We start from the raw sequence: 13,799 nt of genomic DNA, 5'->3' as shown, positions 1-13,799 counted from the left end.
AACCTCACGTGGGCGCGTCGAGCCGGGCACCACGCCGCTCCAGCACCGTGAGGCACCGCGCACACCACCGCACGTTGTCCCGCTCGAACGACAATCCGCGCAACAACGTCAGGTACGGCCCGACGCGTTCGGCGCCGACCAAGAACTCTTCTTCGGTCCTGCCGTCCAGCATCCGAAGGCGCAGTCGTTCGTACCGCGCGATCTTCGCTTCGGCCCACTGCTTGCGTTCGCGCAACGACGCTTTGACCGCCTCCACGTTGGTGTCCGCGGCCAGCACCGCGACCAGCAGCTCGTCCCGGATCGCGGTGGGCTTGTGCTCGGCCGCGGTGAACTGGGCCAAGGCTTCCAAGCCCGACGGGGTGAGCGAGAACAACCGCTTGTTCGGCCGGCGCTCCTGCTCGACCGTTCGTGCGGTGATCAGCCCGTCGGACTCCATGCGGTCCAGCTCGCGGTAGAGCTGCTGCGGCGTGCACATCCAGAAGTTGGCCACGGACGCGTCGAACGCCTTGGCCAGGTCGTAGCCGGACGCCGCCCCGTCGAGCAGAGCGGCCAGCACGGCGTTGCGCAGCGACATACCCGCAGGTTACGGTCAACCGACCTAGTCAACAAGTTGAGTATGTGAGGACCAGGCCGTGAACGCTTTCCGCAAGGCAGTCGAGGCACAGGACACCGTCGCGATGGAGGCCTGCCTCGCCGACGACGTGGTGTTCACCAGCCCGGTCGCGTTCGCCCCGTACCCCGGCAAGCCGCTGACCGCCGCGATCCTGCGCGGTGTGATGCGGGTGTTCGAGAACTTCCGCTACGAGCGCGAGATCATCGACGGCCAGAACCACGCGCTGGTGTTCCGCACCGAGGTCAACGGCAAGGAGATCCAGGGCTGCGACTTCCTGCACCTCAACGAGGACGGCCTGATCGACGAGTTCACCGTCATGGTGCGGCCGCTGTCGGGCGCGCAGGCGTTGTCGGAGGCGATGGCCGCGCAGTTCGAGCAGATCAAGGCCGAAGCGCTTGGAAGTGCCAAATGACCAGTGCCGGCGCTCCGGCACTGGCGGCACCTGCCGCTTCGGGCACCATGTCGGCCAGACACCACGGCCACAGCTCCCACGGTCCCAGCGTCTCCGCTGCGGGCCGCTCTCTGGTCGGCAGCACGGGTTCCTCGCAGCGACGCACCTGCAGCCCCACCGCCAGCGCGGCCCGCAGGTAGTCGCCGATCAGGTGCCGGTGTGCGCTCAGTCGTCCAGGCCGGCCGTCGACGCGAACGGCGGGGATCGAGCCCAGCGCGACTCGTTCCGGATGCATGTCGGCGATCACCAGATGGCCGCCAGGACGCAAGACCCTGGCGAACTCCGCCAGCACCGGAGCGAGCGACGGGACGTGCGTCAACGCCAAAGCGCAAACGACCAGGTCGACGGCAGCGTCGTCCACCGGAAGCCGGTGCAGGTCACCGAGCAGGAACTCGCCCTGCGGCACCCGACTGCGGGCCCGCGCGAGCATGTCGGGCGAGCCGTCCACCCCGATGACCCGATGGCCGCGCCCGGCCAGGAACTCGGCGTAGCGGCCGGTCCCGCACGCGGCGTCCAGCGCCACACCAACGGGCAGCGCGTCCACGATCTCCTTGACCACGGGCTCGTCGAGGTCGAACGCCGAGTTCGGCTGGTCGTACGTCGCCGACCACAGTCCGTAGCCGGTGACGGTGTCGACCCGCTCGACCTCCACGGCCGCATTCGCCAGCGCATCGTCGGCGAGCACTCTGCGGATCTCCGCGATGCGAGCCTCCACGAACTCGCGGTCGTGCTCGCCGGTGAACGCACGCAGCAACGCGATGCCTTCGAGTCCGAGCAGGTAGGCCCGCGGGTCTTCGTGGATCACGCGGCGACCTCGTACACGCTGATGTGCCGCCTGCTGTCCGCGGTGAACGGTTCGCCGTTCCAGCCGCCCCAGCGGTCGCGCAGCCGCAGTCCGGCGATGCGCGCCATGAGGTCGAACTCGGCCGGGTAGGTGAGCCGTTGCCGAATCGGGCTGAAGCGGATGCCGTCCGCGCTGATCTCCACGTGGTTCTCGTCGAGCATCTGCGTGACCGGGTCGTAGCGGTTGACGTCGAACCCGACGCGGTCGACCTCCAGCGACTCCACGTCGATGAACTGGTGGCGTGGCCGCGCGGCCCACGTCGGCAGGCCGGACTCGATCACGAACACCCCGTCGGACGCGAGGTGGCGTGCCGCGTTCTCGAAGCAGCGCACCTGGTCGTCCTGGGTGAGCAGGTTGCAGATCGTGTTGTACACCAGGTACACCAGGTCGTACGTGCGGTCGGTGCCCACGCGGGACATGTCGCCGATCGTGACGTCGATGTCGGCGCCGCCGGGCTTCTCCCGCATGCGCGCCACCATGTCCGGCGACAGCTCGACGCCGTCCACCGCGACACCGGATTCCTTGAGCGGCAACGCGATCCGGCCGGTGCCGATCGCGAGCTCCAGTGCGGACTTGCCGAACCCCGCGAGGAACCGCACGGTGTCCGCCTCGTCGCCGCGGAGCGAGTTGTCGTAGGTACGGGCGATTTCTGGACCGAAGCTCGGGTTGAAATCCTTCACGTCGCTTCACCCTAGACCCGGCCGCCACCGAGTTTTGGCGCTACGGTGCGGGCATGGACGTGACGGGGGAGTACCTGCGCGGTTCGCGGTTCGACGGTGTCGATCTCAGCGAGGCCGAGTTCCACGACGTCAGCATGGAGGGCACGCGGTTCCGCGAGGTGCGGATGCGCGGTGTCCTGATGCGCGGCATCGAAGTCTCCGATCTCGAGATCGACGGCTACATCGGCCGGTTGGTGGTCAACGGTGTGGATGTCGCGCCGTACGTCGAGGCCGAGCTCGACCGGCGGTATCCGGAGCGGCCCAAGATGCGGCCCACGGATCCGGCCGGCTACCGTGAGGCGTGGGAGATCATCGAACGGTTGTGGGCGGGCACGGTCGAACGCGCCCGCGGTCTGGACCCCCGGTTGTTGCACGAGTCGGTGAACGGTGAGTGGTCGTTCATCGAAACGTTGCGGCACTTGGTGTTCGCGACGGACTCGTGGATCAGGCGGGCCGTCCTCGGTGAGCCGGCGCCGTGGCACCCGCTCGGCCTGGGGTGCGACGGGATGGACGACATCCCGAACATCCCCCGAGACCACGCGGCCCGGCCGTCGCTCGACGAGGTGCTCGAACTGCGGCGCGACCGGATGGCCGGGGTGCGCGAGGTGCTGGCGAACCTGACCGAGGAGCAGCTGGCCGCGGACACCGTCGCGGTGCTGGAGCCCGTCGGCTGGCCGGAGTCGAAGAGCTATCCGGTGGCCAGGTGCCTGCGGTGCATTCTCAACGAGGAGTGGGAGCACCGCCTGTTCGCCGAACGCGACCTCGACGTGCTCACGGCACGTCCCACGTGATCGGCAGGTGCTTGACGCCGAAGATCGTGGACGTCGTCCGCACGTGCACGTCCTTTTCAGGTACCGCAAGGCGGATTCCGGGCAGCCGCCGCAGGAGTTCGCGGAAGCTGACCGACATCTCGATGCGCGCGAGCTCGTTGCCCAGGCACTGGTGCACGCCGTGGCCGAACGACAGGTGCCTGCTGCGCGGCCTGTCGATGCGGAACTCCTCCGGCTCCGGGCACTCCGCCGGGTCGCGGTTGGTGGCGATCACCGAGCACATGACTGTGTCGCCCTCGTGGATCGTGACGTCGCCGATTTCCATGTCCTCCAACGCATAACGCACGATGCCGGTGTCTACAATGGACAGATAACGCAGCATCTCCTCGACCGCGGTCTCCATCAGTCCGGCGGGATCGTCGCGCAGCGCGGCGAGTTGCTCCGGGTGGTCCAGCAACGCGAGGACGCCCAGGCCCAGCATGTTCGTCGTCGTCTCGTGGCCGGCGATGAGCAGCAGGTTCGCCAGGCCGACCATCTCGTCGTCGGACATGTCGCTGGTGCGGGCCAGTTCGGACAGCAGGTCGTCCGCGCGGTTGGCGCGTTTTTCCTGCACCAGTCCCCACATGTAGCGGTGCATGCGGGTGCCGACCTCGATCAGGCCCTCCAGGTCGGTGGCCAGGTCCAGCAGCTCGATGGTGTCGTCCTGAAAGTGCCCGCGATCCGCCACCGGCACGCCGAGCAGCTCGCAGATCACCAGTGACGGCACCGGTAGCGCGAAGTCGCGGATGAGGTCCGCCGGCGGGCCAGCAGCGATCATCGCGTCGATGCGGCCCTTGACGATCTCCTCGATCTGCGTGGTGAGCGCCCGCATCCGGCGCATCGTGAACTGCCGGGCGAGCAGCCTGCGGTACCGGGTGTGCTCCGGCGGGTCGGTGGTGATGAACGAGCCGGCGCGGCTTTCCGCGTCGGCGAACTTGTCGCGCATCTCCGGAGTGAGCTTGTCCCGCAACCGCTTGACCTTGAACCGGTCCGCGCTCATCCGCGGGTCGGACAGCAGCGTGCGGGCGGCGCCCTGGCTCGTGACCAGCCAGAGCTCCTCGTCGTGGTGCTCGATCTTGTGGATCGGTCCGGTGCTGCTGAGGTGGGCCAGGCGCGGCGCCGGGTCGAACGTGCTCGCGCGGTCCATCAGGTCGGCCGGCAACACGGGTCTCATCGCGTCCAGTGCGGCGTCCGGCTCAGAGGCTGTCGTCATGGCGTCCTCTTCGGTGGAATGTTCGGTCGGTCGGCAATGTGAGGGATGAGCGAGTTTTAAGCCGCGCGAAACTGGGGAAAGAACTGAACCTCGGCGCGTTCCGGAAAGGCCAAAACTGGTTCGTGTCCAGCCGATTGTGGCTGACCGGCTGGTTGAGCTGCGGCGATGAGGTTGACAAGAGAATGTCTTCTCCTGTCATCAGGAATGCCCGGAACAAAAGTTTGCCCTTTTTGTCGCCGGTGCCCATTGGCATTTCAAATCGCCGATGGAGGCAAATGGCGGAGTCGCCTGCGTGCGGTTGGCCTAGGTCATCCGAGGGTGCGCAACAGGGCCAAGTCGTGCAGGTCGCGCTCGCGCGGTTCGTAACCCTGGTGGAAGTGGAGCTGCTGCTCGGCCGACAGGCACGGGACGGAGGTGCCGAGGATCGTGCCGGTGACGAAGCAGTTCGCCGGGTAGCGGAACGGCTCGCCCGGCGTCAGCGAGGACTGCTCGGCGCTGCCGTCCGCGGCGAAGCGGAGCGGGTGCAGGTCGATCTCGCGGCCGGCCGGGTCGGTGACGACGAACCGCACCGGCCGCCACGAGAGCGTCTCCACGAACCCGATCGCGGCGAGCGCGGCGAGAACCTCGGGCTCCTGGTCCTCGCGGTGCATGAGGTCCAGGTCGTCGTGCGGGCGAGTCTGCCTGCCCACCAACGCGTCGATGCCCCAGCCACCGCCGATCCAGATGTCGGCGTCCCGGAGCGCGGTGAGGATCTCGAGGACGTCTTCGGCGGTCACGGGCTCGACGCTAGCGATCAAACCGCTGGCCGCGCATGCGGATTTGGGCTACGTTGCAGGTCGTGCCGGACTTCAAGCTGCCGCTCTACGGCGCTGACACCGAACGCGGCGACCTCGCTCCCTGAGTCGTCCCGGTTCTTCCCGGCACCCTTCACCTTGCTTTCCCAGGGAGCTTTGCCATGCGCTCGTTCATCCACGCACTGCCCAAAGTGGAGCTGCACGTCCACCTCGTCGGCTCGGCCGGCGTCGACACCGTCCTCGAGCTCGCCCGCCGCCACCCGGAGGCCGGCGTGCCGACCGACCGCGCCGAGCTGGCGCGCTTCTACACGTTCCGGGACTTCGACCACTTCCTGAAGGTCTACTGGGCGGTCCAGTCGATGCTGAAGGGCCGCGCCGACATCCACACCCTCGTCGTCGGCCTGGCGCGTGAGCTGGCGCGCCAGAACGTCCGGTACGCCGAGGTGACCGTGACGCCGTACAACCACCTGCTCGACGGGGTTTCTGGAGACGAGCTGGTGGCCGGCCTCGCGTCCGGTCGTGCCGAGGCCTTTGCGTTGGGCGTGGAGTTGGCCTGGTGCTTCGACATCCCAGGCGAGAAGGGCCTGCCCGCCGCACGCGAGACGCTGGCGTTCGCGCTGACCGAACGCCCGGAAGGCCTGGTGTCCTTCGGCCTCGGCGGTCCAGAGGTCGGTCGTGCCCAGTTCGCGCCTTTCTTCGCCGCGGCAAGGGAAGCGGGCCTGCACAGCGTCCCGCACGCCGGCGAGACCACCGGCCCGGAGACGATCTGGTCGGCGCTGCGCGACCTGCGCGCCGAGCGGATCGGGCACGGCACGAGCTGCGTGCTCGATCCCGCGCTGATGGAACACCTGGCGCTGAAGGGGATTCCGCTGGAGGTGTGCCCGACCTCGAACGTGCGCACCCAGCAGGTCGCCTCCATCGCTGCGCACCCGGTCCGGCAGATGCTCGACGCCGGCCTCGTGGTCACGCTGAACACCGACGACCCGCCGTTCTTCGGCGCCACACTGGAAGGCGAGTACCTGGCGGTGGCTTCCTCGCTGGACCTCGGCCCGGCTGACGTCGCGCGGTTGGCCGAAAACGCGGTGCTGGCCTCGTTCCTGCCAAACCCGCGCAAGACCGCGTTGCTGGAGGAGATCGCCTCCGTGGTCGGCTCAGCCGAAGATCTGGTCCGCTAGCTTCGGTGTGACGGTTCCGCCCGGGTGCACGGCGTTGCTGAGGATCCGGTTGTGCCGCGCGATGATCTGCTCCGCGGTCAGCCCGGCCTCCGGATCCGCGACCGTCGAATGCCCGTCCTCGACGAGCACCACGTCGAACCCGTGGCTCACGGCTGACCGCACGGTCGCGTCGACGCAGTAGTCCGTGCCCACCCCGGTGAGCACGATCGTGTCGACGCCTTCGAGGGCTTGTTCGAGATCGCTTTGGTAGAAGCCGTCGGTCGCGGTCTTCTGGATCACCGTGTCCATTGGCTGCAACCTGAGGCGATGGGAGAGCTCGGTGCCTTTTGCGCCGGGCTCGAACATCGCGCCGCCAACCTGCTGCAACGCGATGACCGGTACGCCTCTCGCGCGCGCCCGGTCCGCGAGGTCCGCGATCCGGTCCGCCAGTTCCGGCCCCTGCCACACGACCGGGATCAGCACCTCTTGCATGTCGACGATCACCAACGCCGTCTTCATGCCTGCCAAGCTAGCTTGGCAGGCATGAACATTGGGGGTTCTGTGAAAAGAACGATCGTTGCCTTGACCGCCGCGCTGGCCGCACTGGCGATCACGCCCGCCGCCCAAGCCACCCGTCCGATTTCCCTTGTGGTGCTGGGCGACTCCTACGCCTCCGGCACCGGCGCAGGCGCCTACCAAGACGGCACCGCCGGCAACTGCTGGCGCAGCAACAACTCCTACGGCGAACAGGTGGCCGCCCGCCTGCGCGCCGCCAACCGCCTGAGCTCGTTCACCAACGTCAGCTGCAGCGGCGCCGCCACCGCCGACCTGGCCCGCCCGTTCAAGGAGCGCCCAGCCCAGCTGGACGCGTTGCGCCGCGACACCAACCTGGTGCTCCTCACCATCGGCACCAACGACATCGACTACGCCGCCTACGGCGGCACCTGCGTCCAAGCGGACTGCACCGGCGCCCCGACCGAAGCCATCCTGGCCAAGCTGCCGCAAATGGGCCGCAACGTCAGCGCCCTGCTGACCGAGATCCGCAAGCGCAGCCCGTACGCCCGCGTCGTCCTCGTCGGCTACGGCCGCCAGGTGTCCACTTCGGACAACCCGCCCGGCGCGACGCTCGACCCGATCTGCGGCGAAGGCATCCTCACCACCGCGGAACGCCGAGAAGGCAACGTCGTGGCGGACCGGCTCGACGCGACTCTCCGTTCAGCCGCTGCCCACCGGGGCGTCGTCTTCGCCAGCCCGTTCGACTACCCCGAGCGGTTCAACGGCCACGCCCTCTGTGAGGCTGGCGCGCCGTTCCTGCGCGGGTTCGACGCGTTGGCGCCTGGTCAGGAGGGGCCGGAGGCGGTGTTCCACCCGAACCAGCAGGGGCAGGCCGCGCTGGCCACGCTCGTGCGGGTCTAGCTCCAAGCCGACCGCGCGAGCTCCTCGATCTGCCCGAGGAGCTCGCGCGGTGGCACGTCCAGGTTCAGCGGGTACTCCGTGATCGTGATCGGCGAGTTCAGCACTCGCCGTGCCCGCACGCCGCTAGTGCCGCTCGGATAGACCAGCCAACCGCGCTCGACCCGCAGCGACGTGCAGTAGGCGAGGACCTGGTAGAGGTCGGCGTTGGGATAGTTGCCGCGAGGGCTCGGCCGCTTGTACTTGGCGTCGACCACGAACCGCGGCCTGCCCTCGACCAGGTGCACGACGTCGATCCTCGTCGAGATCGCCCCGCCGGTGTCGAGCTTGGCCGCGTACTGGCCCCGTGTGTAGCCAGGACTCGTGCTCCACGCCTCGGTGAGCGCCGTGGTCACGAAGTCCTCGAACACCTTCTCCATGTTGACGATGAACGTGGCGATCGACAGCCCGTCCTCACCGACCTCGAAGGAGAGCGTGTTGAGCACCAGATCCGCGATCCTGAGTGCGGGCTGGTACCGCGCGTTGAGCCTGCTCGGCCGCCATGTCGGGACGGGTGTTCCTGGGCGCAGTGGTGAGATGGCCAGCAGTTGGCCCTCCACGTGTGCGAGCCGTCGCCGGACTGTTTCGTCGATCCTCGGCACGCCGAGCATCCTTCTCGTGGCGGCACGGAGGATCTGGTTCTCCGGAATGTCCATGGTGTACTCGTCGTGGCTGATCTCGACCGGCAGCAGTCGTCCCGGTCGTGCCGTGATCTGGTCACCGACCCGGATGCGCCCGCGAACCACCGTGCTCGTGGAGTGCTCGGTGGCATACCCCGTCAGGACACCGTTGAGGAGTGCCCGCTCAGCGTGCCGGCACAGCGTTTCCGCGACGATGCCCCACAGCCCGTCCGCTTGGACGCCCTCGATGTTCTCAGGCTGGAAGCCGGGGTTCACGGCGTATCCGATCATGAACAGCAATCGTGGAATGCTGACCTTCGGCGTCACCACGATGTCGAGCCCGTGCGCGTGCACGGCCCCCACCCGTTTTGTCTTGGGCACCAACCGGTATCCGTCGCGCGCCGGTTTCACGTCGACGAGGTCGCACTTCTCCAGGAAAGCCAGCTGAACCGGCTTGAGCGACAGCGTGTGGCCAGCCTTGGAGTTCTCCTGAAGCTCGATCACTCGGCGTTCCGGATGGCGTCGAGCCCGAAAGTGCTGTGCACCTGCTGCCGGTCCATCCGCCCGTAGTAGTGCTCTTCGAGCAACGGGAGGATCGAGTGCCTCCAGACCAGGGCGAGGTCGTGGTCGGCGTCCGGCTTCATCAGGTACGAGGGCCCGATCTGGAAGTCGCGGTCGGTGGCGCCGATGCGCTCGTTCAGCTTCGCGAGCAGTTCAGCTCGCCCGTCGGTCTTCTCGGTGGCTGCGACCCATCGTTCGAGCACTCTGCTGGTTGGTGGGATCGTCGGATGCAGTTCCACGAACGCGAACCGCCGCCGCATCGCCGCGTCCACAAGCGCGATCGAACGGTCCGCCGTGTTCATCGTGCCGATGATGAACACGTTCTCGGGTAAGTGGAACTGCACGTCGGAGTACTGGAGGTCGACCAGTTCGTCGCGGTACTCGAGCAGGAAGTACAGCTCGCCGAACACCTTCGAGAGATTCGCCCGGTTGATCTCGTCGACGATCAGCACGTACGGACGGTCGGGGTTCTGGTCGGCCTCGTCCGCGAGCTTGCGCAGCGGGCCCCGCCTGAGCTTGAAGGTCGCGGTGCCACCTTCGGCGTGCGGCCGGAAGCCCTCGAAGAAGTCCTCGTAGGAGTAGGACGGGTGGAACTGCACCAGTCGGGTCGCGGTGCGCCCGGCGATGTGGTGGGCGAGCGCCTGTGCCAGGTAGGTCTTGCCGGTGCCGGGTGGCCCGTGGAAGACGATCTGCTTGCGGCTCTGCAGGAGCGTGATGATCTCCTGCACCTCGTCCTCGTCGTAGTGCAGCAGCTTGGCGAGCGCTGGCACATCAGCCTGCAGCTGAACAGGTCCCGAAGCACGCGCGGCTGGCTGTGCCAGGTCGGTGGCGAGGCGTTTGGCGTCGCTCGCGGAGTAGCCGGGGACCGTCAGTCGCAACCGGATCTGCCTCGTGTTGTTGCCACCCGACGACGGCGTGAACTTCCGTTGTTCGCGTCCGAGTCGTCGACGAAGCGCGTCAACGTCTTCCACATCCGCCAGCCGAACGGGCTCGTCGAGGATGGTGCGCTGCTCCTCTGGCAGGTGCTGGACCCTGAGGGAGTCGACGATGCCGTTCTCCAGCACCGCGCCGAGGTCACGTAAACGGCTGAGCAACAGCTCGAGAGTGGCGTTGTAGTCGGGGTTCGTGCCGTTGGGACGGCTGCTCGACTTGCCGCCCATGCTTCTCATGATCAACGAGAGTCGATCGCCTTCGGCCTCGACCTCGAACTCCGCGTCGAGCACGTCGCCTGCGTCGGTTGTTGCCCGCATGCGTTGTTCATCGGCGCTATGGATCATTGAGTTACCTTATGGCGGCGCCGTGTGTGTATGTGCGCCTTTCTTACAGAGGACCGAGGTAGGGCGCGTTCCGCCTGTCCGTCGTCCTGCCCATGGACACGGCGCGAGAGGGCGAGGATCGTTCAGCACGTGGAGCAGGTCGTGGAGTTGACCGATCTGGACGCGGCGCAGGAGGTCCTAAGTGCTGCCTACGGCACGATGCGCATCGACGGTGGCCGTGAACGGTCCTGGATGCGGATGGCGTCGCAGCTGCTTGGGCCGATCCGGTTCGACGAGGTGAGCGGCAGCATCGAGCTGGAGGTCACCAGCGAGCCGCAGCCGAGCTACATCTTCGGGCACCTGGACAACGGCCGGGTTCGCTATCGCGCGGACGGCGAGGAACACCTGGTCGCGCCAGGCGAGGCGTTCCTGACCGCGAAACCAGGTCTGCCGTACCGGGCGGCGATCGACGATCCGCAGGCGATGCTGGTCGTGTTGGATCAATCGGTGGTCGACGGAGTGGTTGGCGGCGTGTGCTTCTCCGGTTGCGACGCCGTCTCGCGCCGTGCCGCGGCGTCCTGGCGATCGATGTGTGTTCACCTGCGGGACGAGGTGCTCCCGGTGTTCCACCACGAGCCGTTGGTCGTGGCCAATGCGACGCGTCTGTTAGTGGCCACTACTCTCGCCACCTTCCCGCACAGCACACCGGAGGAGCAGGCTGCAGATCGGCGTGATGCACACCCACTGACGGTGCGGCGCGCAATCGCGTTTATCGAGGACAACGCCGCGAAGAACATCTCCGTCGCCGACATCGCGCACGCCGCACGTGTGTCCATCCGCGCGATACAACTCGCCTTCCGCCGCCACCTCGACACGACGCCGATGGCGTACCTACGACGCGTGCGGCTCTCGTGCGCGCACGCCGACCTGCGCGTCGGAAACGGCTCGGTCACGGCCATCGCCGCCCGGTGGGGCTACGCCCGTCCGAGTGTCTTCGCCGCCCACTACCGCGCCGCCTACGGTGTGTCGCCGTCGCGAACCCTGCGGTCACGCTGAGGTACTTCGCTTTCCCGGCAGCGGCTTCGTTTGCGCTGCTATCGCTCGGTCCCGAGGTGCGGTGAAGTGAAGTCCCTTTGCTCCGAGGTGAGATCCGATGACCGCCTGTGAGACCAGCCCGTTCGCCGTGCGGACGCAGCGCACGGGCACCCAGTTCGTGGCCGCCTGCAGCGGCGAGATGGACCTGACGACCTGCGAGTTGTTCTTCGCCGCGGTGCTGCCCGGCATCACCGACACCGCGACGACGCGGGTGTCCATCGACCTCGCCGACGTGACGTTCATGTCCGCGAGCGGCCTGCGCAGCCTCCTGCTCGTGTTGTGCGCAACGCACTACAACGGCAAGTCGTTCGACCTGTGCGACGTCCAGCCCACAGTGCGCCGCGTGCTCGACCTGTTCGGCTTCACCACCTTCAAAGCGGGCCTTGTGTGGGAGGCAACCATGTCGCCGAAAGGCAGCCGTCACTAGCTTGACCAGCTATGTTGCTCCCGCTGGTACTCGTACTCGCGCTGACCCCGCCGCCGGCCGCGGTGCACGTTCCAGGCGCCGAACATCAGCAACTGGCCCGCCTGGCCGACCTCACCACGACCGGCACCGCCCTCTCCGGCCACACCGACCCGGCCGACTGGGCAGGCCTGACGAGCGCCGCACTGCCCGTGCCCGCCGCAGTCCCCGGCATCCAGATCGACGGCTACTTCCCGGACACGTCGTCCACCAACACCAACCACGGCTGGAAACACGACTCCCAGTTCGTGCTGAGGCTGCCGGACCGCTGGAACGGCGGCCTCGTCGTCACCGGCGCCCCGGGCGTGCGCGAGCAGTACGCCAACGACCGCGCCATCTCCGACTGGGTCCTCTCCCGCGGCTACGCCTTCGCGTCCACCGACAAGGGCAACACCGGCGCGCAGTTCTACCGCGACGGCCGCGCGATGGAGGAGTGGAACCACCGCTTCACCCAGCTCACGAACGCCGCCCGCGCCGCCGTCGCCCGACGCTACGGCCACGCCCCGCGCCGAACCATCGCCACCGGCATCTCCAACGGCGGCTATCTGGTGCGCTGGCAGCTGGAGAACCGTCCGCACCTGTACGACGGCGGCGTGGACTGGGAAGGGACACTGTGGACAGTCGACGGCCCGAACCCGTTGACGTTCCTACCTCCCGCACTGCGGGCATATCCACGCCATGTCGCTGGCGACCCGGCGGCGCACGCGGACATGGTCGCGGCAGGCTTCCCGGCGGGCACGGAGTTCCTGTGGGACTACCACTACCGCTACTACTGGGACCTGACGCAACGGATCTACCGCGAGGAGTTCGATCCGGGCTTCGACGGCGCGCTGGAAGCCGGCATCCCGTTCTGCTCCTCGGGAACGCCTTCCTGCGATGCGGACTACTCCTACGCCGCGCGCCGCCGCGTCGCCGGCCCTTCGATCTCGCCGATCGCGTTGACGGGCAAGGTGAAGCGGCCGTTGCTGACGGTGCACGGGACGTACGACGTGCTGCTGCCGATCAGCCAGGATTCGGACGTGTACGCGGCCATGACGCCTGATCGGCTGCATCGGTACTACCGCGTTGAGCAGGGCACGCACGTGGACGGGCTGGTGGACGCCCACCCGGATCGGCTCAGGCCGCTCGCGCCTTGCCATCGTGCGGCGTTCGTGGCTTTGGAGCGGTGGCTGGACGGGGTGACGCCTCCGAAGTCCGCGACCTTGCCCAGGCCGAATGACGTGGCCACCTGCCCGCTGTCGTGATCCAATCTCGGACGTGGCCACCATCGAGTACATCCTGGGCGACATCACGAAGCAGCACGTCGACGTGATCGTGAACGCCGCCAACTCCTCGCTGCTCGGCGGCGGTGGTGTCGACGGCGCGATCCATCGCAAGGGCGGCCCGGAGATCCTTGCCGAGTGCCGCAAGCTGAGGGCGGGGCACTACGGCGGCGGCCTCAAGACCGGCCAGGCCGTCGCCACGACCGCCGGCCGGCTGCCTGCGCGGTGGGTCGTGCACACCGTTGGACCGGTGTGGTCGGCCACCGAGGACCGTTCGGAACTCCTCGCCGACTGCCACCGCAACTCCCTGCGCGTGGCGGCCGAGCTTGGAGCGAAGACCGTGGCGTTTCCGGCGATCTCCACCGGCATCTACCGGTGGCCGGTGGAATCGGCGGCGGAGATCGCGCGGGCTGCAGTGGCGGATGCGCCGGTGGAGGTGGTGCGGTTCGTGCTGTTCGACCGGGCTGCCTACGACGCTTACGTGCGACCGTAG

At 67.9% G+C, this 13,799-nt stretch carries 16 protein-coding genes; 8 read left to right on the top strand and 8 right to left on the bottom strand.

The window, feature by feature from the left end:
- Positions 1 to 4: 4 nt before the first annotated feature.
- Positions 5 to 574 carry a PadR family transcriptional regulator gene (locus DI276_RS25105; protein ID WP_112267412.1) on the bottom strand — a complete coding sequence of 190 codons (570 nt, stop codon included), beginning with the start codon at positions 572 to 574 and terminating at the stop codon, positions 5 to 7.
- Positions 575 to 632: 58 nt separating this feature from the next.
- Between DI276_RS25105 and DI276_RS25100 the strand changes: the two genes are divergently transcribed.
- The gene (locus tag DI276_RS25100; RefSeq protein ID WP_112267410.1) at positions 633 to 1,025 is read left to right on the top strand and encodes a nuclear transport factor 2 family protein; all 393 of its coding nucleotides are present in this window, start codon (positions 633 to 635) and stop codon (positions 1,023 to 1,025) included.
- On the opposite strand, the gene DI276_RS25095 is transcribed toward DI276_RS25100, so the two are convergent.
- A complete protein-coding gene (locus DI276_RS25095; protein WP_112267408.1) occupies positions 994 to 1,869 on the bottom strand; it encodes a class I SAM-dependent methyltransferase in 876 nt (291 codons plus the stop codon). The genes DI276_RS25100 and DI276_RS25095 overlap by 32 nt on opposite strands.
- Positions 1,866 to 2,588, bottom strand: a complete 723-nt coding sequence (locus DI276_RS25090) for a class I SAM-dependent DNA methyltransferase (RefSeq protein WP_112267406.1) — start codon at positions 2,586 to 2,588, stop codon at positions 1,866 to 1,868. The genes DI276_RS25095 and DI276_RS25090 overlap by 4 nt, the downstream gene beginning before the upstream one ends.
- 53 nt (positions 2,589 to 2,641) lie before the next feature.
- Here DI276_RS25090 and DI276_RS25085 point away from each other — a divergent pair, with 53 nt between their 5' ends.
- Positions 2,642 to 3,418: a DinB family protein gene (locus DI276_RS25085; RefSeq protein ID WP_112267404.1), complete on the top strand. Its 777-nt coding sequence runs from the start codon at positions 2,642 to 2,644 to the stop codon at positions 3,416 to 3,418.
- Here the strand turns inward: DI276_RS25085 and DI276_RS25080 are convergent.
- Together DI276_RS25080 and DI276_RS25075 are read right to left on the bottom strand one after the other, a co-directional pair.
- Positions 3,399 to 4,649, bottom strand: coding sequence for a cytochrome P450 (locus DI276_RS25080; protein ID WP_112267402.1), 1,251 nt, complete (start codon positions 4,647 to 4,649; stop codon positions 3,399 to 3,401). The two genes, DI276_RS25085 and DI276_RS25080, sit on opposite strands and share 20 nt — an antisense overlap.
- A 308-nt stretch (positions 4,650 to 4,957) precedes the next feature.
- Positions 4,958 to 5,425: a nucleotidyltransferase domain-containing protein gene (locus DI276_RS25075; protein ID WP_112267400.1), complete on the bottom strand. Its 468-nt coding sequence runs from the start codon at positions 5,423 to 5,425 to the stop codon at positions 4,958 to 4,960.
- A 179-nt stretch (positions 5,426 to 5,604) separates the two neighbouring features.
- Between DI276_RS25075 and add the strand changes: the two genes are divergently transcribed.
- Positions 5,605 to 6,618 carry an adenosine deaminase gene (gene add / locus DI276_RS25070; RefSeq protein ID WP_112267398.1) on the top strand — a complete coding sequence of 338 codons (1,014 nt, stop codon included), beginning with the start codon at positions 5,605 to 5,607 and terminating at the stop codon, positions 6,616 to 6,618.
- Here the strand turns inward: add and DI276_RS25065 are convergent.
- Positions 6,595 to 7,116: an isochorismatase family protein gene (locus DI276_RS25065; RefSeq protein ID WP_198680866.1), complete on the bottom strand. Its 522-nt coding sequence runs from the start codon at positions 7,114 to 7,116 to the stop codon at positions 6,595 to 6,597. The genes add and DI276_RS25065 overlap by 24 nt on opposite strands.
- Positions 7,117 to 7,179: 63 nt before the next feature.
- Between DI276_RS25065 and DI276_RS25060 the strand changes: the two genes are divergently transcribed.
- On the top strand, positions 7,180 to 8,013 hold the full coding sequence (locus tag DI276_RS25060) for an SGNH/GDSL hydrolase family protein (RefSeq protein ID WP_157984915.1): 834 nt from the start codon (positions 7,180 to 7,182) through the stop codon (positions 8,011 to 8,013).
- On the opposite strand, the gene DI276_RS25055 is transcribed toward DI276_RS25060, so the two are convergent.
- Both DI276_RS25055 and DI276_RS25050 read right to left on the bottom strand, forming a co-directional pair.
- Positions 8,010 to 9,173: an McrC family protein gene (locus DI276_RS25055; protein WP_112267393.1), complete on the bottom strand. Its 1,164-nt coding sequence runs from the start codon at positions 9,171 to 9,173 to the stop codon at positions 8,010 to 8,012. The genes DI276_RS25060 and DI276_RS25055 overlap by 4 nt on opposite strands.
- The gene (locus DI276_RS25050; protein ID WP_232836883.1) at positions 9,170 to 10,480 is read right to left on the bottom strand and encodes an McrB family protein; all 1,311 of its coding nucleotides are present in this window, start codon (positions 10,478 to 10,480) and stop codon (positions 9,170 to 9,172) included. The genes DI276_RS25055 and DI276_RS25050 overlap by 4 nt, the downstream gene beginning before the upstream one ends.
- 156 nt (positions 10,481 to 10,636) lie before the next feature.
- Here DI276_RS25050 and DI276_RS25045 point away from each other — a divergent pair, with 156 nt between their 5' ends.
- The 4 genes from DI276_RS25045 to DI276_RS25030 all read left to right on the top strand — a co-directional run bounded on the left by DI276_RS25045 (position 10,637) and on the right by DI276_RS25030 (position 13,799).
- On the top strand, positions 10,637 to 11,542 hold the full coding sequence (locus DI276_RS25045) for a helix-turn-helix transcriptional regulator (RefSeq protein WP_198680865.1): 906 nt from the start codon (positions 10,637 to 10,639) through the stop codon (positions 11,540 to 11,542).
- 97 nt (positions 11,543 to 11,639) lie between these two features.
- Positions 11,640 to 12,008, top strand: coding sequence for an STAS domain-containing protein (locus DI276_RS25040; RefSeq protein ID WP_112267387.1), 369 nt, complete (start codon positions 11,640 to 11,642; stop codon positions 12,006 to 12,008).
- A gap of 11 nt (positions 12,009 to 12,019) precedes the next feature.
- Positions 12,020 to 13,288, top strand: coding sequence for a prolyl oligopeptidase family serine peptidase (locus DI276_RS25035; RefSeq protein ID WP_112267385.1), 1,269 nt, complete (start codon positions 12,020 to 12,022; stop codon positions 13,286 to 13,288).
- A 13-nt stretch (positions 13,289 to 13,301) separates the two neighbouring features.
- Entirely contained in the window at positions 13,302 to 13,799 is a 498-nt protein-coding gene (locus DI276_RS25030) for an O-acetyl-ADP-ribose deacetylase (RefSeq protein WP_408610572.1), read from the top strand.

Origin of the sequence: Lentzea terrae (genome assembly GCF_003265345.1) — a bacterium.
Taxonomy (GTDB): domain Bacteria; phylum Actinomycetota; class Actinomycetes; order Mycobacteriales; family Pseudonocardiaceae; genus Lentzea; species Lentzea terrae.
Note: the sequence above shows the minus strand (reverse complement) of the source record. Positions and strands in the feature narration are given on the sequence as shown.